Below are 17,423 nucleotides of genomic sequence, written 5' to 3' on the forward strand. Positions count from 1 at the left end.
GCCTTGTGTAATTTCTTACACCTATCGGCGCGATAAGTAGCACGCCTTTAAGGGTGCGCAACAATTGCGGATAACTTTTATGAAGAGAAAACATGCGGTAGATCGAGATATGCCAATTGGGGAATTGAAGAGGATGGGCGATCTCCTGTATTCGGACAAACGCTTATCTATGGACGATTATGTTAAATTTGTGAATTTTTGCGCGAAGCATTTTCCGAGAAAGAGAATGTCGAAGGATGAGTGGCTTACATTGCACCGCGGTATTCCTTTTTCGCTAAAATAGTTACTTCTTTTCAGTTCAGAACCAACCCTCACCGCCAGCAATAACTACTCAGTTTGACTGAATATTTTAATACATGCGTAAAAGATGGATAAAGAGCCGCCGGCTATTTTTTTTAGGGAGCGGAATAGACATCATACCCCCCTATAACCTGATCAGCAAGCCTTTTATTGAGTAAAGCGTCTAAATCAACCGGTGGCAGCATAAGAGCCTCTTTTGGAATATCCGGACGCTTCTCTTTGGCCAATTGCCAGGGGCTTTTATTCTCTTTGTATGTATTAGGCCTTTCGAGATTGAAGAATAGCTGGTATGTATGAGCTTTTCCCATGAAGTCGGTTTTATCAGCAAAGTGCTCTATCTCATAGAATTCAGTCTCGATTAAATTATGGACTGTTTCCACGTCGGATTGGAACCTGTGGGCTCCGGGCGGTATAGTGCCGTGGATAAGCTTCTCGGATTCAATGGCTAGAGTATACGCTGAAGGATTCTTCGCTGACCACGCGCCGATGTATTCAGAGCCATTATCGGTCTGACGTATGCCGTTCTCAATAATAAGATCGTATCTTTTGAGATGTTCATTGATATATTCGGCAAAGAGCGTGGCGTTAATGAGCGATCTTTCGTCGGAATAGCCTAAGAACTGCACTCCGCAGCTTATCTCGCGGAAGGTATACTGAACCTTAGGAAGCCGCCTATCCATCATCTGTGGCCAGTATTCGGGGATATCGTTAAGGTCCTTGGTATCCTCGCAGGATCGCTCAAAGAGGGCGAATCGCTTCTTAATCTCACGCAGGTTTTGTTTGGTAACGTGCTTCTTCCTGCGACAGCGGCTTGACACGCCGTTCTTACGCCATATCTTGCGGATCGTTTTGGCGGAGGTGGGGAGATTCTCCAGTATCCTGACATGTTGGGCGCCCACATGCTTATATTTGGTTTTAAGCTTTACTATATGCTTTGCGTCATCTTCCGGTACGGCACGAGGCGAGTGATGAGGCCGCCTGGATAGGTCATCAAGAGCCTGATAACCATCCTCGATGAAGCGTAGCAGCCATTTACGGACTGTCCTGGGAGTTGTTGCATACAGCCTTGCCGCGGGCTTTACGCCGTGTTCTTTGGCATAGATGACCATCTGATACCTTTGCTGTTTTTTATCTTTACTTAATCGCATAACCTGATACCATGGATATGGGCACATATAACCGCCTCCTTTTCTTAGCAGAATAAGGAGAATTATATCAGGTTATCATGTGTCCCTTTATTTTTTCTACAGGATCATTGAGATACCGGTGCCATTCATTGACCCTGCGCCACTGCCAGGGCGAGCTGTCGCCGACATAAATCGCGTTGCTTGGCTCGTATTCATATACATAATTCGGCATAACCGTAACACGTTCTTTGGATCCAGCTTTTGATTTTTTTCGATTACCCCTCGGGGTAATCTCCTTAACACTATTAACTAACTCTTTTAAACCGAGGAAGACCTCAAGACTAACCCTCTTAATCTTCCTTAAAGCTACGGAAGAGGGGGTACGATGTCTCTTCCCATTCCCGAAACACAAGATTATTTAAATTGACTTAGTTATGTCTTATCATATATTATATGGAAATATGAAAAAAAATCGTGTTGATTTTTACGGATTCACTCTTGTAGAGCTGGTAATAGTTATTGTCATTCTTGGAATACTTGCCACAACAGCCCTTCCCAAGTTCGCAGACATATTAACTAAAGCCAAAGAAGGTGCTGACGACGCCGTTATAGGCGCGTTGAAATCTGCAGTAAATGCCCAATATGCAGCGAATGCTCTTAACGGTACGAAAAACGCTTCCGGAGAGTATTGGCCGGCCGTGAACCCGTTTACGCTATTAGCGCAGTCTCCACCGCATAAGGCCTATAGCAGTTCAACGCCGGACGGTCTTACATGGCAAGTCACCCATGAGCCAACCTATCAAGCATATTACATAACATGTTCGCATTATGCCGGTAGTCAATGGGGCAACGGCACAAAAGGACGTTTTTATATCTATCAATACGGAGATGCAGGTATCTGGGGCCATAAACCGGGGGACTTTTGGGTTATGGTGGACTATGGACATTGAGCGCTGTCAGGAAAGATAAACCCAAATCTCAGTCAAATTAGGTAAATTAGGTCAGTTTAGGGCCAGCCTAGATGGGGACACCCGGCGGGATAGGGTGAGGGCATAAAAAGGAGATGGATATGTTAGAAAAAATGAACGAGAGGATTAAGAAGCTGACGGTATGGGATATAGGACTTACGAAAGCGGCGGTATTCTTCTTTACGATCATTATCGTTAAGATATTTCCTCAGTTATTAAATATCGGCTATCCCGTTCTCATAGTCCTGGTCCTTCTTGCCGGGGCAAAGCCACTTTATGCATTTTGGATGAAAAAATAAGATATTGAATATCGAGGAGAGATTATGGCCCAGATAAGCGTAAAGAAATTGGCGAAGGACGATCTCAATAAGATGGGAGTCTTCTCTTGGCCGATATGGGAGAAAGAGGTATCCAGGTTCGATTGGACATACGATTCGGTCGAGAAATGTTATATTCTCGAAGGGAAAGTCACCGTGACGCCGAAAGGCGGAAAGCCGGTCAGTTTCGGGAAAGGTGATTTTGTGACATTCCCGTCAGGGATGAAGTGCGTATGGGATATAAAAGAGGCAGTGAAGAAGCATTATTCTTTCGAATGAGGAAGGAGTGTTGATGATAACGATGAAGATATTATTCTTCTTGCTTATTGCGATGGTGATGATCGCGCCGGTTTATGCGGCTGAAGAGAAGGTTGAAGAGGATGTTCAGGAAGAAGGGTTTCTTTCGGGTGTCATATCTTCAGTGAAGGACAAGATGAATAAAGTCACTTCCGGCGAAGAGCCGATATTTGACGAGAATGCTAAAGGCATGGACGACGTTACACTTATGCCTGACGGCGATCTGTCCGGGCGGCGGCCGTACATGCCGAGGACCGGCAGGAGAGCGGGCGAGGAACTATAGGAGGATAAAATGGACGAGAAACAGGTAGGGGTGGTGGATCATTTCTTCGACAAGATCAGCGTTTGCATGGTAAAGCTCAGCGACGCTGTAAAAGTAGGTGATAAGATACGCATAAAAGGCAAGGCCTCGGAGCTTGTGCATGATGTAAGCTCCATGCAGATAGACCGCGTTCCCGCGCAGGAAGCGAAGCCGGGAGACATGATCAGCTTAAAGGTCGACCAGAAGGTCCGCCAGGGCGACGCAGTATATAAGATCGGTTAACCACAATAGTCTTTTTCCGTCTTTTTCCGAGGAAGGCCTTGAAAAATTCCCGTTATTATAGTATTATTATACCAATGACGGGGATATCATATGACCAACTCGAACAATCGCAGATCAGGGTATTAAAACTCTCGCTGTTGAGCGGGAGTTTTTTTTAGGGGGTCAATATTAGAAAGGAGCGCGGGAAGATGCGGAGATACTTGATGAACATTTTCTCAGCTGTATTATTTTCAACGTTGGCGGCGGCGTGTTCATATTGCGAAGCGGCTGGATTGGATGAGATCGTCGGGCAATATAACAGCGCTACCGAAGTTCAGAGGCCGCAGGTAGAAGGGCAATACAGGTATAAACAGGTTCCTGTAGACGGCATGATAAAGGATGTCCTGGGCTGGGATGAATTTGACGAGAGGACAGACAGGGGTGGCCAATATTACAAAGTGGTTACTCTCCCGAAGGTAACGTCAGGCGGGGTGATGTACGATATACAGATATTCTACAAAGATAAGGCCAGCGTCAAACCTCTGTCTAAGGGGCAGGTGATAGAGTTGGAAGCGACGCTCTTAAAGATCGTAGATAATATAGGCTCTTATACTGTATGGGTTTTCGGGGATAAGTTATCCGATGAAGACAAGGCGATGCTTGAACTAGACTAAAAACATGCTGAAACGCGGGATGGCGGTATTGTTATTCTCTGTCACCTGCGCCTGTGCCCCGGCTCATCCGGAAGAAGGCAAGGCGAAGGGGTTGGATCTTGTGACCGACGCGGCGGGGGCGTTGGTGACTAAAGCTCAAGCGCTATTGTCCGGTAATCTCGAAGTTAAGATGGATGTGGATAAGGACCGGGCCGCCAAGAAGGATGATTATACGCTGGATGCGACCGGACAGAAGGTTCCGAAAGCAACTGTTACAAAATCAGGCCGTAGATAATATCGAACATAATGCAAAGGAGGAGCGGTATGAAGAAAGCGGTTTTAGTGATGTTGGTCTCGGTTTTTATTTTTGCTGAGGTTTCGCCGGCATATTGCGAAACCCCGGCTTTCAGGAAATTTCGACGGGGCTTATGTAATCTTGCGACTTCCCATTTGGAATTGATCCACCAGATGGATATGACAGGTAAGAAAGACGGCGTAGGATGGGCGTGGACGGTCGGTCTGGCGAAAGGCGTGGGTATGGTAGCGACGAGAGCGATTGTCGGAGCGTACGAGCTTGTAACGTTCCCGGTCCCATTTCCGCCAAAATATGAACCGATATTAAAAGACCCTGAATTTTTCTGGGAAGAGCCGTTTGCCGAAAAATAGCGCCGAAAGATTGTTTGGATCTCAAACCGAGCCATAAGTTGTGGCCTCATTAAAGGAGGAGCAAATGCCTAAAAAGAACACAAGAAGGATGAAGCGGCTTGCTATGAGACGTCGCAAAAGAAGATCGATGAGAAAATAGGATTGCCGATATGAAAGACGTATACTGGATAGCGGGCATCGCGCTCACTGCCGTAGGGTTTATCTTCACAGAAGGGACGCTAATAGCCACTACCAAGATGTTCGGCGTGGTCAGGGCGACGTTATTGAGGGTTGTATTTACTATACCGCTTTCGTGGTTAGTCATATATTTATCGACAAATGCGGATGTAAGCCTTCGCTTCAGAGATTGGGTGGAGAAGAAAAGAGAAGGCCTGTCGAGCCGCGCGCAGGCGATCGTAAAAGGAGGCGAATTCATCGCCGTTTTGAATACTACGGTTTTTCTCGGGCCGATCATCGCTTCAATATTGATGTCGATGATAGGCGTCAATACGAGAAGAATATATTTATACGCGGTATTCTGCGCGTTCTTGAGCGCATGGGCATGGTGCGCTTTCTATTCCGGGATGTTTTGGGGTTTGGGAAAAATATTTTGAACATGGGAATGAAGCCGGCATGAAAAAGTGCCCGTATTGAAAGACCTGCCATGACCTTCGCAAAACTTAGGAACGAGAAAGTATCCCAATCCCTGTTCATTCTTTTTGTCGTAGGCGCCGCGCTCTTCTTTTTCTTAAAGACAAGAGCGGATCCGGACCTGTGGGGACATTTGAAGTTTGGGCAGGATATCTATGAAAAGGGCGAGATCCCTAAGGTCGATACATATTCTTATTCGGCCTACGGAGCCCCCTGGATCAATCATGAATGGCTTTCCGAGCTGATATTTTATACTGTCTACAGGCACACGAAAGATACGGGGCTTGTCCTTTTTAAATTTTTGTCAGCTTTTCTGGTCACATGGATCGTTTACGCATCGGCGAAATTATGGACAAGGAGCGCATTCTTAAGGATGCTTTTCGTCGTTACGACGCTCTCCGTGCTTACGCGCGGATTTACGATCCGACCGCAGATATTTACAAACCTGTTCTTAGCCTGTCTGATATTTATGATCGACAGGCTGGAAAACGGCCTTGACAGGAAATGGCTGATTGCGCTGCCTGTCATCTTTTTATTATGGCCTAACCTTCACGGCGGATTTGTCGCAGGGCTTTCTATATTAATGCTGTATGTCCTGGTAAAGCTCTTTACGCGCAAGCTGTCTGCGCCTCTGGCTGTGGCTTGCGCATTCTCTGTGCTGGCGACGCTTATAAACCCATACGGGATCAGGCTGTGGCGTTTTATGATATCCGCCGTAACGCTGGATAGGCCGTTCATCACCGAATGGCAGATGTCTGAATTGTCACCCCAGTCATACGGCTATATAATCGTTTCTATGATAGTGCTGGTAGGGTTGTATTTCGCTAAACGGCGAAGGTCTGCCTTCGACCTCGTAGTCTTAAGCCTCGCGTTCATCCTTGCTTTCAAACATAACCGGCATACCGTGCTATTCGCTATCCTGGCCGCTGTATTGATGCCGAAATACTTTGACTCTTTTGCGGGAGAATGGTTCGGCCGAATGGAAAATAGACTGTCCGGTTTTTTTATAAATTCGATATTGGCCTGCTATGCAGTCTTCTTCATATCGGGGGTATTCTCTAATACGCAAGTCAATCCGCTTAAGATAGAGATATCTAAAGACGAATTTCCCGTCGAGGCCGTGGAGTTCCTTCGCGCTAACGGTATAAAAGGCAATATCTTCCCTTGGTTCAACTGGGGCGAGATGTGCATAAGGCAGCTTGGAGATTCAAACAAGGTCTTTATCGACGGCAGATATGAGACTATCTATAACAATCCTTTTATCCATCTCTACTTCGGGGTAGTGGAGGGCCAGATCGATTACAATGCGGCGCTGCCGAGATTCCCGGAGACCGACATCATGTTCTTAGATGTGAATAACCGGATAGTGTGGAAAGTGTCGTTCGATAAGAGCTGGGTGCTGGCGTACGCGTCGCCTCCGGCTGTGGTGTTCCTTAAAGATAACGAAAAGAATAGGCACGTAATCGAAAAGCTCAGGAAGAAGAAGTTGTTCTATCCGGCGATGACGCCGCCTTTCTATTTTGAGTGAGGTTAATCGGATATGTTTATCTCTAAGAGTGTCCTTATATTTTGCGTATGCCTGTTGCTCGCGCCGTTGGATGCCATGGCAGAAGGGGATGTGTCCGGCCTGAACGATATCCTTTATTGGGATAACGGCAAGATCAGATCCTGCACAGTCTATGACGCAACGGGACATTTGAAGGCTAAGGCCTATTGCAGAAACGATGGAACGGTCGAAAAGATAGAGAAGTTCGACCTTGCGGGGAACAGGACAGAGGAATCTTTTTACGACCAGTCGGGCAGGCTCAAGAACGGCATAGACGGCTGGGCCGCGAGGCGTTGGTGGTATGAAGATTCCAGGACGATCTCGCAGATAACGTATGATGAGGATGGGCGTCAGGTCGAAAGAAGGCATTACAGCGAATCGGGGAGGCTGGTCTTAAGACAATACAGGGATGACGATAATCTGGATCCGTATGAAGGCGCCGCGATGCAATTATTACTGGGTAGTCAAAATATCCCGTATCGCGATCCGCGAGTACAGGATTGAGGATAGATCATGCGACTGAATAACTTTTTATCGAGAGCCGGTTGCTGCGCCAGGAGAAAGGCCGTTCTTTATATAAAAGACGGCAAGGTAAAGGTGAACGGCGCCGTCGTGCGCGAGCCGTGGTATGTAGTGAAAGACGGCGACTCCGTCTACATGTCCGGACGAAAACTCAGCGTCGAAAAAGAGCTTTACCTCATCGTCAATAAGCCTAAAGGCGTTACCGCGACGCTCGAAGACAGGTTCGCCGCGCATAAGATCACCGACCTTATCCCGAAAGAGTACGGCCGCCTATACCCTGTAGGCAGGCTGGATAAAGATTCCCGCGGCCTCATAGTACTTACCAATGACGGTGATTTCTGCTATAAACTGACCCATCCGAAATTCGAGATCGAGAAAGAGTATCTGGTCATGGTGGAAGGCGAGCCGGATGCCCGGGCGATATCAAGATTATTAAAAGGCGTCCGCGATGAGGATGAGTTGCTGAAGGTAAGTTCCTGCTCTGTTATATGGGCAAAGAACGGTAAGGCCGAGCTTAAGGTCATAGTGGCTGAAGGCAAGAAGAGGCACATACGCAGATTGTTCAAATTTGTCGGTTTTCCGGTAATGGATATTAAACGTATCCGCATAGGCGGTATAAGGTTAGGAGAATTAGGAGAGGGCCGTTTCAGGAAATTGACCAAGGACGATGCGTATCGTCTGGCGGTACATTCTTCTTGACTTTCGTATAATTAACGATATAATAGTAAAATTAACATAAAAAAGCGGGGGGATTGCTAAAATGGCTAGCTTTAATCCGAAAGACATCAGAAATATTATTGTTTTAGGCCATTCAGCATGCGGCAAGACATCGTTGGTAGAGGCCATTCTCTATGCGGCAGGGGCGATCCCGCGCATGGGTACGATCAATGAAGGGACTACGGTTTCAGATTACAATGAGGATGAGAAAGAGAAGAAACATTCGGTCAATACTTCGCTGGCAAGCTTTGTCTATAATTCGACCAAGATAAACCTGATAGACGTTCCGGGCTATGCGGATTTCGCGGGAGAGATGATAGGGGGATTGCGGGGGGCCGATGTCTGTATAGTCGTCGTGAATGCCGCGAGCTCCATAGAGATAGGTACGGAGAGAGCGTACAGGATGGCGATGGAGAAGAACGTCCCGTGCATCTTCTTCATCAATATGCTCGACAGGGAGTATGCCGATTATGATAAATGTTTTGAAGATATAAAAAAGAAGTTCAGGAAACATTGCGTGAGCCTCGACATGCCGGTGGGTAAGGAGGATGGGCTTAAGGGCGTGGTGAATATATTGACCCATAAGGGGATAGACTCGCTTGCGGATGACGAGAAGAACCACGCTAAGGCGCTTGGCGATCAGATGGCAGAGGCCGTTGCCGAAACAGACGACGCGCTTTTGGAGAAATATCTGGATAAGGGCGAGCTCGAGCCGGAGGAATTGATGAAGGCGTTCAAGAAGGCCGTCGTGCAGGGCAACGTAACGCCTATCCTTTGCGGATCTGCCGCGCGTTCAATAGGTATAAAAGAGCTTCTGGATACGATAGTCAGCTACCTGCCTTCGCCGGTAGACAGGCCGAAGACCGAGGCTATAAAGCCCGAGACTTCGGAGAGGTTCCCCCTAGACGCGAACCCTAACGCGCCTTTTGCGGCGCTTGTATTCAAGACGCTGTCTGATCCGTTCCTGGGCCAGATATCGATATTTAAGGTCTTCTCCGGCAAGTTACAATCGAATACAGGATTTTACAACACAACCAAAGGGGTGAAGGAGAAGATAGGCCAGATATTTTCGCTGCTGGGAAAAGCCCAGACGTCTATGGAGTCCGCCCAGGCGGGCGACATCGCATGCGTTGCCAAGCTGAAAGAGACGGATACCGGGAATTCATTAAGCGATGAAAAGAACCCGCTTAAATTCGAAGATATACAGTTCCCTGAACCGGCAATATCGTTCTCGTTAAAGCCTAAGACGCGTTCCGACGAGGATAAAATATCAACTGCCCTCCATAAATTAACGGCAGAGGATCCTACGTTCAAGATCGCGATGGACGAGCAGACCAAGGAGATGATCGCGTCCGGTATGGGGGACATACATATCAACACGATGATCAGCAGGATGAAGATGCGTTACGGGGTTCAGGCTGAACTCGGGACGCCCAAAGTCGCGTACAAAGAGACGATCTTTGGCAAGGGCGACGCCCAGTACAGGCACAAGAAGCAGACGGGCGGCGCCGGCCAGTTTGCCGAGGTCTGGATGCGCATAGAACCGCTGCCTCGAGGGGCCGGGTTCGAATTTGTGGACGAGGTTGTGGGGGGAGCGATACCCAGGCCGTTCGTCGTAAGCTGCGAGAAAGGCATCAGGAGCGCCCTGCAGTCCGGCGGCCTGGCCGGATACCCGGTCGTGGATGTCAGGGCTATTGTTTACGACGGCAAGACGCATCCGGTCGATTCGAAGGATATAGCTTTCCAGACGGCAGCGCGGCATGCGTTCAGGGAGTCGATGCTAAAGGCAAAGCCTGTGCTGCTGGAGCCGATAATGGACGTAGACATCGTCGTTCCGGATGAATTCATGGGAGATATAACCGGCAGCCTGAATTCAAGGCGCGGCAGGGTGATGGGGATGGAGCCGGGAGACGGGAGCCAGACGATAAAGGCGAAGGTCCCGCTCGAAGAGATGTACAAATATGTGAATGAACTTAAATCTATAACCGGAGGCCGCGGCACGTACACTATGAGTTTTTCTCATTATGAAGTCGTGCCGTCGAATACGGCCCAGGCGATAATAGAGAAGGCGAAGCTGAGTAAGAAGGAAGAAATCGAGGCGTAATTCTTACGCAAACAGTAGTTCTGTTGTAGGGTTATTGCGTTATAGCGTTCGAACGCAATAACGCTAAAACGCAAAGAACGCAATAAACTAACGCATAAATTGAGAGGAGACACATGAGCGGACACTCGAAGTGGGCAACGATCAAACATAAAAAAGCGGCGACGGACGCCAAAAGAGGATCGTTGTTCACAAAACTTATCAAAGAAATAACCGTGGCCGCAAGAAGCGGCGGAAAACCCGATTCTAATCCCAGACTAAGGGTCGCAATAGAGCGCGCTAAAGAAGCGTCGATGCCCGCGGATAATATCGAACGCGCCATAAAAAAAGGCACGGGGGAACTGGAAGGGGTCAGCTATGAAGATATAACCCTCGAAGGTTACGGTCCGGGCGGAGTGGCGATCTACGTAGAGGGTGTCAGCGATAATAAGAACAGGACGACGAGCGAGGTGCGCACTATATTCACCAAAAAGGGCGGCAATATGGCCGGCGCCGGTTCTGTCAGCTGGATGTTCGAGAAGAAGGGTTACATCGTCGTGAGTAAAAGCGCGATAGACGAGGAAAAGCTTATGGGGATAGCGCTGGATGCCGGAGCGGAAGACCTGGTGACCGAAGACGAGAACTATGCCGTAAAGACCGGGCCGGCGGATTTTTTCAAGGTGAAGAAAGCGCTTGAGGACAAAACCGTTAAAATTGAATCTGCCGAAGTGACCCTTATACCGAAATCGACGGTCAAGGTCTTGGGGGATGAAGCGAAGAAGGTGCTCGACCTCGTAGAAGCCCTTGAGGAGCACGATGACGTGCAGAACGTTTACGCGAATTTCGATATACCAGACGACATGCTGAAGGAATAATGCGGATACTCGGCGTAGATCCGGGGCTTGGAGCGACCGGATACGGTATAATAGAAGATAAGGATTTCAAGCTGATCGAAGCCGGCGTAATAAGGACGAGATCAGGCACGCCGATCCAGGACAGGGTAAAGAAGATATTCGATGAGATATCGGTGGTCATAGAAGAGCACAGGCCGGATATACTGGTCCTGGAAAAGATATATTCGCACTACAAACACCCCACCACAGCGATACTTATGGGCCACGCGCGGGCAATGGCATGCCTTGTCTGCGGCGACTTTAAGATAAAACTGATCAACTATCCGTCTACGAGAATCAAAAAGGCCGTTACGGGCAACGGTCACGCGTCCAAGCGTCAGGTCCAGAGGATGGTTCAGAGCCTGTTACGATTGAAGGAACCGCCCGAGCCGGTTGATGTAAGCGATGCTCTCGCTATGGCGATAAGTTATTGTTATATTGCGAAAAATAAACTGCAGCCTCCGCCACAAAGATTGGCGGATCCGCCTTCGGCGGAGAAAGCTAAGCTGTGATCTCCCAGATATCGGGCAAGATAAAGAAGCAGAAACCCTCGAGCGTCATAGTCGACGTCGGCGGTATTTCTTACGAAGTCCTGATACCTCCCGCCGTAATGAAAGGCCTCGATAAGGCGAAGACCGGGGATGGCGCGATAAACCTCATCACATACCATTATTACCAGATGGATCCCTCGAAAGCGATACCCGTATTGGTCGGCTTCATCAACGAGATCGAGAAAGATTTTTTTGAGCAATTTATAACGGTCTCGGGTGTGGGCCCTAAAGCGGCGTGCAGGGCGCTCAGCCTTTCGTTTTCCGTAATTGCCGAGGCTATCGATAAGGGAGATATGGCGCTTTTGAAGACGCTGCCCGGCATAGGGGAGCAGAAGGCGCGCGAGATCATAGCTAAACTCCAGGGAAAGATCGGGAAATTCGGCCTCATCCAGGACAGGTTCGACCAGGATATGCCGAAGATCAAAGAAGATATTAAAGACGAGGCCTTAAGCGTCCTTGTCCAACTGCAGTATAAAAAGAATGAAGCCCGCGAAATGATCGAGCGGGCGCTTAAATCCAATCCGAAAGCCTCTAATTGCGAAGAGATATTGAATGAGGTGTACAAGGGCAGTCGTAAGTTGTAAGTTTTAAGTGGTAAGCTTTAAACTTATAGCTTACAACTTAAAACTAGAGTGAGAAACAGAAAAATATGCCAAAAAAAGATATGAAAAAATTGGCAGCCAAAACAATTCCTCCAGAGGGCAGGGAAAAGCTGATAACAAACCAGGAGACGGACGAAGACCTGGTATTGAATATCTCGCTCAGGCCCTCAAACCTGCCTGATTTTATCGGACAGAAGGCTATTGTTGAAAACCTTAAGGTGTCGCTGGCGGCGGCTCAGAAGAGAAAAGAGCCCATGGAGCATACGCTCCTCTCGGGTCCCCCGGGACTGGGAAAGACTTCGCTCGCGCACATAATAGCGCATGAGATGGGCACGAAGATCACGGCTACGAGCGGGCCTGCGATAGAGCGCGCCGGCGACCTCATCGGCATATTGACGAATCTCGCCGATGGCGATATCCTTTTCATCGACGAGATCCACAGGCTGTCAAAGACCGTGGAAGAATTCATATATCCGGCGATGGAAAATTTTGAGATCGATTTTATTATAGATAAGGGACCGTACGCAAAGACGATCAAATTCAATCTCAAACGATTTACTCTTATCGGGGCTACGACCCGGGCCGGCTTATTGACCGCGCCGCTGAGGTCGAGGTTCGGTATGTTCTACCACCTCGATTTTTATGAGACGGAAGACCTTGTTATGATATTAACGCGTTCCGCAAAGATATTGAATATCACCATCGAGAAGAACGCGGCCGAAGAGATAGCGAGGCGTTCGAGAGGTTCACCGAGGGTCGCGAACAGGCTCTTAAGGCGCGTCCGGGACTGGGTCGAGGTCAAGAGAGACGGGAAGATAACGATCGGGGCCACGGAAGAGGCATTGAAGAGCCACGGGATAGATTCTATGGGGCTTGACAATGTAGACAGGAAGGTAATCAATGTGATGTATGAATCGTTCGGGGGAGGGCCCGCCGGTATAGAGTCGATAGCCGCTACGCTGAATGAGGAGCCGGATACCATAGTCGATATAGTAGAGCCGTTCCTGCTTAAGATAGGCTTTATGAAGAGGACGCCGCGGGGGAGGGAACTCACGAAGCAGGCTTATGAACACATGGCCTTTGCGGGTAAGTCCAAAGATAAACAAAAGGAAATGTTCTAAAAAGTTGTAAGTTTTAAGTTATAAGTCGTAAGTTCAGTGCTTATAACTTACAACTTATAACTTACGACTGACAAATGAACGTACTACTACACATATGCTGCGCGCCGTGCGCTATTTTTCCTGTAGAGAGATTACGCGCCGAGAAGCATAACATTGCCGGATTCTTCTATAACCCGAATATCCATCCGTATTCCGAATACCTTAAACGGAAAGCCGAGGTCGAGAAATTCTCAAAACAGGCGGGTCTAAACGTTACTTATTCGGATTACGATATTGAAAGCTATTTCCAGTATATCGTCTACAACGAAGATGCTAAACTCAGGTGCCCGGTATGCTGGTGGCTGAGAGTGGAAAAGGCGGCGAAATTCGCCAAGGAAAACGGTTTCGACGCTTTCACGACGACTCTCCTCGGCAGCCCGTACCAGGACCAGGAGACGATCAAGAGTTTATGCATTGACGTCGCAGGCAAGCTGGGGTTGAAATTCTATTATGAGGATTTCAGGACAGGGTTCAGGGAGGCTCATGAGAAGGCGAAGTCCGTGGGGATGTATTGCCAGAATTATTGCGGATGCCTGTTCTCCGAGAAGGAGCGAATTGAGAGTAAGAAAAAGAAGAAATAAAAAGGACGAGTAGATGCCAGACATGAGCGCGTTCGGAAAGATGCTTATTCTGCTGGGAATTTTCCTTATAATATTCGGGGCCATATTCACGTTAGGCGGGAAGATCCCGTGGCTGGGGCGGCTGCCGGGAGATATATGCATCCAAAAAAAAGGCGTTACCTTCTTTTTCCCGATCACGACATCCATACTAATATCGATTATCCTATCCATAATCCTTGTCCTGATCAGGCGGAGATGAAAAATATCAAGCTCATAACCTTTATCTGCATAATAACCTTCATCCTCAACATTCCGACCGCCGCGATCCCGGCTGAAGATCCCGCCGATGTAATTGTCAGGGTATTGATTATAGACAACAAAGATTCTATCTCTCTTAGCTTGAAGGGGAAATATACGATGTACGCGATCAATTCCGACAAGGCTGTGCTTGAAGGGCCTTATCTTGCGGCTCAGGTCAGTTGCGCAAAAGACGGATTATCTGTGGGGAGCCGGGAAATAAGAGCGCCCGGAGTCAAGGTCAAAGCGTCGAAAAACTCAAGTATATACGTAGACGGCAGGATATTCAGGGGGGAAATAGATATACTGCGCAAGGACAACGATAAGCTCATGGTGATAAACCATGTCGGTCTGGATGAATACCTATACGGAGTTCTTTATCATGAGGTGTCCCACCGCTGGCCTATGGAGGCTCTGAAGGCTCAGGCTATAGCTGCCCGGACGTTTGCCCTATATCAGGCAAGACAGAACAAACTGCAGCCGTTTGATTTGCGCAGCGACATATATTCCCAGGTATATGGAGGTAGGACATCTGAAAAATGGTCCACTACGATGGCTGTGAACGCCACGAAAGGCAAAGTGCTGGCCTATAAGTCTAATCTGATTCCTGCATACTTTCATGCGACATGCGCCGGCTATACCGAAGACGCGTCCAACTTATGGAAGATCGACATGCCTCCGCTAAAGGGAGTCCGGTGTGATTTCTGCAAGCACTCTCCTCATTACAAGTGGGGCAAAGAGATCCGATTGTCCGCTCTGCAGGATAAATTGAAAGAGAAAGGCTATAAGATCGGCAAGGTAGCCTCCGTGTCGGCGCTCTCCAAAAATAAGTCAGGGCGCGTTGATAAGCTGGAGATCAGGGACGATGCGGGGATTTCCGTCGTATTGACCGGCAAAGATTTCAGGCAGATGATGGGCCCGAATATGGTCAGGAGTACAAAATTTGACGCCGGCGTTAAGGGCAATGATCTTGTCCTGAAAGGGCTAGGCTGGGGGCACGGAGTTGGGATGTGCCAGTGGGGCGCGTTCGGCATGGCGAAGAAGAAAAAGAAGGCCGACGAGATACTGAAGTATTATTATCCCGGCGCAGAGATCACGACTATTGACAAGCTGAAGAAGTAAGTGAGGTAAAATTTTTCGCTCCACCACAGGGCAGCTTAACGGCAGGCGCCCTTTCGGCTAATTTTGCCGTCAAGAGTATATATGTAGGTGTTTATTGTGGATTATAATATTGCCGTTATGGAGACAATTGCTCTAAAGAGTTTGGGTTATAGCGCAGCATCGGCAAAATATAACGCCTCAAGGGCAACCTGCCGTTATCTGCCCTTACAGTCTGAGCGAAGAAATTTTATTGGGAAAGAGCTGGTAGGGAAATTTTTCGGGTGACGCGGCTTGAGACTTTTTATGATAAGGGCGAAGTATGCCCGCCTGATCGCAGCAAACTAAGTCAGGCGGGCAGGGATGGGGTGTCCCGAATACAGAAGAGAATAGTTCGGGCATATAGATACGCGCTTATGTCGTAGGGGAGGTTTAAACCTCCCCTACGGCTACAGATTGTAAACCCGTTCCTGCCTTTATGCTTTAGAGTGACAGGAACGGATGGGTTGCCCGAATGTTAAACACTGGATTTCGGGATACATAGATACGAGCATAGAATATACCCGTGATAGATTGTCCCGCCCGGAGTTAGACTTGAGGCGGGATCCCGCCCCGAGCTAAACAGATGGCGGGATAAATCCCAAACGAGCCCTTTAAAAGAAAAAGTCGAAGGAGCAGCAGCCTGCCCGCCTGAAGCAGTCTCTCGCTGGCAGGCGGGGACCCGTAAAAATTTAATACCACATGGAGGCTTAGGTTTAGAGGAACCATGAAACTATCGGAATTTGACTACGTATTACCGAAAGAATTGATCGCTCAGTATCCGGTTAAGCAGAGGGAGAAGTGCCGCCTTATGGTGCTCGACCGCGCGTCGAGGATGATAAGCCATAAGCACTTTGAGGATATCGTCGGATATTTTAATGAGGGCGACTTACTTGTCCTTAATGACACGAAGGTCATCCCAGCTCGGTTGTTCGGGAAGCGAAAGACGGGCGGCAAGGTAGAGTTATTTCTGCTGGAAAAGAAGAATCCGGTTTGCGAGGCGCTTGTCAGACCTTCAGGCCGGCTAAAAGAGGGCGAGCGGATAGCGTTGGAATCGGGGGACGAAGTGGAGGTCCTCGATAGAGGTGAGATCGGCAGGCGCGTCAGGTTTAGCCGGCCCCTTGACGAAATATTAAAAGCGTCCGGGCATATTCCGCTGCCGCCTTATATTGACAGGATGGATGAAGAGTCCGATAGGGATGATTATCAGACAGCATATGCAGTTAATGAAGGCGCTACAGCAAGCCCGACGGCAGGGTTACATTTTACGCGGGAATTGATGGAGAGGGTAAATCAAAAAATGATGAAGTCCCTCGATTCCTTCTGTTCGTCGGAATCTCGGGATGAAATTTTCTGTCGAAAATTTCAGGGGTCAAGGGTCAAGTATATTACTCTGCATACGAACTATGGGACGTTCGCGCCGATAAAGACAGATGACATTGAGTCCCATAATATGCATAAGGAATATTTTGATTTACCGATAGATACGGCTAAGGCAGTAGTCGAAACTAAGAAAGTAGGGGGTAAGATATTTGCTGTTGGAACCACGACGACCAGAGTTTTAGAGTATTGCGCACCTCAGAATATAACTTATAACTTACAGCTTTCAGCTAAAACCGGGCATACAGACATGTTTATCTATCCCGGCTACAATTTCAAAGTAGTGGACCATCTGATAACGAATTTTCATCTGCCGAAATCTACGTTGATGTTGTTAGTTAGTGCATTTGCGGGTCGAGACTTTATCATGAAGGCGTATCGCGAGGCCATTGAGAAGAAATATCGTTTTTTCAGTTACGGCGATTCGATGATTATATTATAGTTTTAAGTTATAAGTTGTAAGTCGTAAGATAACAGTTTGACTTATAACTTATAAC

Annotated in this window: 24 protein-coding genes; 22 read left to right on the forward strand and 2 right to left on the reverse strand. The window is 48.1% G+C overall.

Annotated features, from left to right (window positions below; translation table 11 throughout):
* The first annotated feature begins 79 nt into the window (after positions 1–79).
* Entirely contained in the window at positions 80–283 is a 204-nt protein-coding gene (locus WC592_04920; protein MFA4981793.1) for a hypothetical protein, read from the forward strand.
* Positions 284–395: 112 nt separating this feature from the next.
* Here WC592_04920 and WC592_04925 read toward each other — a convergent pair whose 3' ends face one another.
* Together WC592_04925 and WC592_04930 are read right to left on the reverse strand one after the other, a co-directional pair.
* The gene (locus WC592_04925) at positions 396–1,475 is read right to left on the reverse strand and encodes a helix-turn-helix domain-containing protein (protein MFA4981794.1); all 1,080 of its coding nucleotides are present in this window, start codon (positions 1,473–1,475) and stop codon (positions 396–398) included.
* 40 nt (positions 1,476–1,515) lie between these two features.
* Positions 1,516–1,659 carry a hypothetical protein gene (locus WC592_04930; GenBank protein MFA4981795.1) on the reverse strand — a complete coding sequence of 48 codons (144 nt, stop codon included), beginning with the start codon at positions 1,657–1,659 and terminating at the stop codon, positions 1,516–1,518.
* A 229-nt stretch (positions 1,660–1,888) separates the two neighbouring features.
* Here WC592_04930 and WC592_04935 point away from each other — a divergent pair, with 229 nt between their 5' ends.
* The 21 genes from WC592_04935 (at position 1,889) to WC592_05035 (ending at position 17,368) form a co-directional block, all read left to right on the forward strand.
* A complete protein-coding gene (locus WC592_04935; GenBank protein MFA4981796.1) occupies positions 1,889–2,377 on the forward strand; it encodes a type II secretion system protein in 489 nt (162 codons plus the stop codon).
* Positions 2,378–2,496: 119 nt separating this feature from the next.
* Positions 2,497–2,694 carry a hypothetical protein gene (locus tag WC592_04940; GenBank protein ID MFA4981797.1) on the forward strand — a complete coding sequence of 66 codons (198 nt, stop codon included), beginning with the start codon at positions 2,497–2,499 and terminating at the stop codon, positions 2,692–2,694.
* A gap of 24 nt (positions 2,695–2,718) precedes the next feature.
* Positions 2,719–2,991 (forward strand): cupin domain-containing protein, encoded by a 273-nt coding sequence (locus WC592_04945; protein MFA4981798.1) that lies wholly within the window; start codon positions 2,719–2,721, stop codon positions 2,989–2,991.
* Positions 2,992–3,013: 22 nt separating this feature from the next.
* The gene (locus WC592_04950) at positions 3,014–3,292 is read left to right on the forward strand and encodes a hypothetical protein (GenBank protein ID MFA4981799.1); all 279 of its coding nucleotides are present in this window, start codon (positions 3,014–3,016) and stop codon (positions 3,290–3,292) included.
* 9 nt (positions 3,293–3,301) lie between these two features.
* On the forward strand, positions 3,302–3,553 hold the full coding sequence (locus tag WC592_04955) for a translation elongation factor-like protein (GenBank protein MFA4981800.1): 252 nt from the start codon (positions 3,302–3,304) through the stop codon (positions 3,551–3,553).
* A gap of 203 nt (positions 3,554–3,756) precedes the next feature.
* Entirely contained in the window at positions 3,757–4,206 is a 450-nt protein-coding gene (locus tag WC592_04960) for a hypothetical protein (protein MFA4981801.1), read from the forward strand.
* Positions 4,207–4,225: 19 nt separating this feature from the next.
* A complete protein-coding gene (locus WC592_04965; protein ID MFA4981802.1) occupies positions 4,226–4,480 on the forward strand; it encodes a hypothetical protein in 255 nt (84 codons plus the stop codon).
* A gap of 29 nt (positions 4,481–4,509) precedes the next feature.
* Positions 4,510–4,851, forward strand: coding sequence for an exosortase system-associated protein, TIGR04073 family (locus WC592_04970; GenBank protein MFA4981803.1), 342 nt, complete (start codon positions 4,510–4,512; stop codon positions 4,849–4,851).
* Positions 4,852–5,000: 149 nt separating this feature from the next.
* The gene (locus WC592_04975) at positions 5,001–5,444 is read left to right on the forward strand and encodes a hypothetical protein (GenBank protein ID MFA4981804.1); all 444 of its coding nucleotides are present in this window, start codon (positions 5,001–5,003) and stop codon (positions 5,442–5,444) included.
* Between the two features lie 50 nt (positions 5,445–5,494).
* Positions 5,495–7,009 (forward strand): hypothetical protein, encoded by a 1,515-nt coding sequence (locus WC592_04980; protein MFA4981805.1) that lies wholly within the window; start codon positions 5,495–5,497, stop codon positions 7,007–7,009.
* Positions 7,010–7,021: 12 nt separating this feature from the next.
* Complete coding sequence (locus WC592_04985; GenBank protein ID MFA4981806.1) at positions 7,022–7,531, forward strand: hypothetical protein; 510 nt, start codon at positions 7,022–7,024, stop codon at positions 7,529–7,531.
* 9 nt (positions 7,532–7,540) lie between these two features.
* A complete protein-coding gene (locus tag WC592_04990) occupies positions 7,541–8,248 on the forward strand; it encodes a pseudouridine synthase (protein ID MFA4981807.1) in 708 nt (235 codons plus the stop codon).
* A gap of 61 nt (positions 8,249–8,309) precedes the next feature.
* Entirely contained in the window at positions 8,310–10,370 is a 2,061-nt protein-coding gene (gene fusA, locus WC592_04995; GenBank protein ID MFA4981808.1) for an elongation factor G, read from the forward strand.
* Positions 10,371–10,483: 113 nt separating this feature from the next.
* Complete coding sequence (locus WC592_05000) at positions 10,484–11,221, forward strand: YebC/PmpR family DNA-binding transcriptional regulator (protein MFA4981809.1); 738 nt, start codon at positions 10,484–10,486, stop codon at positions 11,219–11,221.
* Entirely contained in the window at positions 11,221–11,751 is a 531-nt protein-coding gene (gene ruvC / locus WC592_05005) for a crossover junction endodeoxyribonuclease RuvC (GenBank protein MFA4981810.1), read from the forward strand. The genes WC592_05000 and ruvC overlap by 1 nt, the downstream gene beginning before the upstream one ends.
* Entirely contained in the window at positions 11,748–12,374 is a 627-nt protein-coding gene (ruvA, locus tag WC592_05010) for a Holliday junction branch migration protein RuvA (GenBank protein ID MFA4981811.1), read from the forward strand. Before ruvC ends, ruvA begins: the two co-directional genes overlap by 4 nt.
* A 65-nt stretch (positions 12,375–12,439) precedes the next feature.
* Positions 12,440–13,513 carry a Holliday junction branch migration DNA helicase RuvB gene (gene ruvB, locus WC592_05015; protein MFA4981812.1) on the forward strand — a complete coding sequence of 358 codons (1,074 nt, stop codon included), beginning with the start codon at positions 12,440–12,442 and terminating at the stop codon, positions 13,511–13,513.
* Positions 13,514–13,587: 74 nt separating this feature from the next.
* A complete protein-coding gene (locus WC592_05020; protein MFA4981813.1) occupies positions 13,588–14,133 on the forward strand; it encodes an epoxyqueuosine reductase QueH in 546 nt (181 codons plus the stop codon).
* Positions 14,134–14,146: 13 nt separating this feature from the next.
* Positions 14,147–14,371: a DUF2905 domain-containing protein gene (locus WC592_05025; GenBank protein MFA4981814.1), complete on the forward strand. Its 225-nt coding sequence runs from the start codon at positions 14,147–14,149 to the stop codon at positions 14,369–14,371.
* Positions 14,368–15,531, forward strand: coding sequence for a SpoIID/LytB domain-containing protein (locus WC592_05030; protein MFA4981815.1), 1,164 nt, complete (start codon positions 14,368–14,370; stop codon positions 15,529–15,531). The genes WC592_05025 and WC592_05030 overlap by 4 nt, the downstream gene beginning before the upstream one ends.
* A gap of 742 nt (positions 15,532–16,273) precedes the next feature.
* Positions 16,274–17,368: an S-adenosylmethionine:tRNA ribosyltransferase-isomerase gene (locus WC592_05035; GenBank protein ID MFA4981816.1), complete on the forward strand. Its 1,095-nt coding sequence runs from the start codon at positions 16,274–16,276 to the stop codon at positions 17,366–17,368.
* Positions 17,369–17,423 lie beyond the last annotated feature (55 nt).

The organism is Candidatus Omnitrophota bacterium, assembly GCA_041648975.1.
GTDB lineage: Bacteria > Omnitrophota > Gorgyraeia > 2-01-FULL-45-10 > 2-01-FULL-45-10 > JAQUSE01.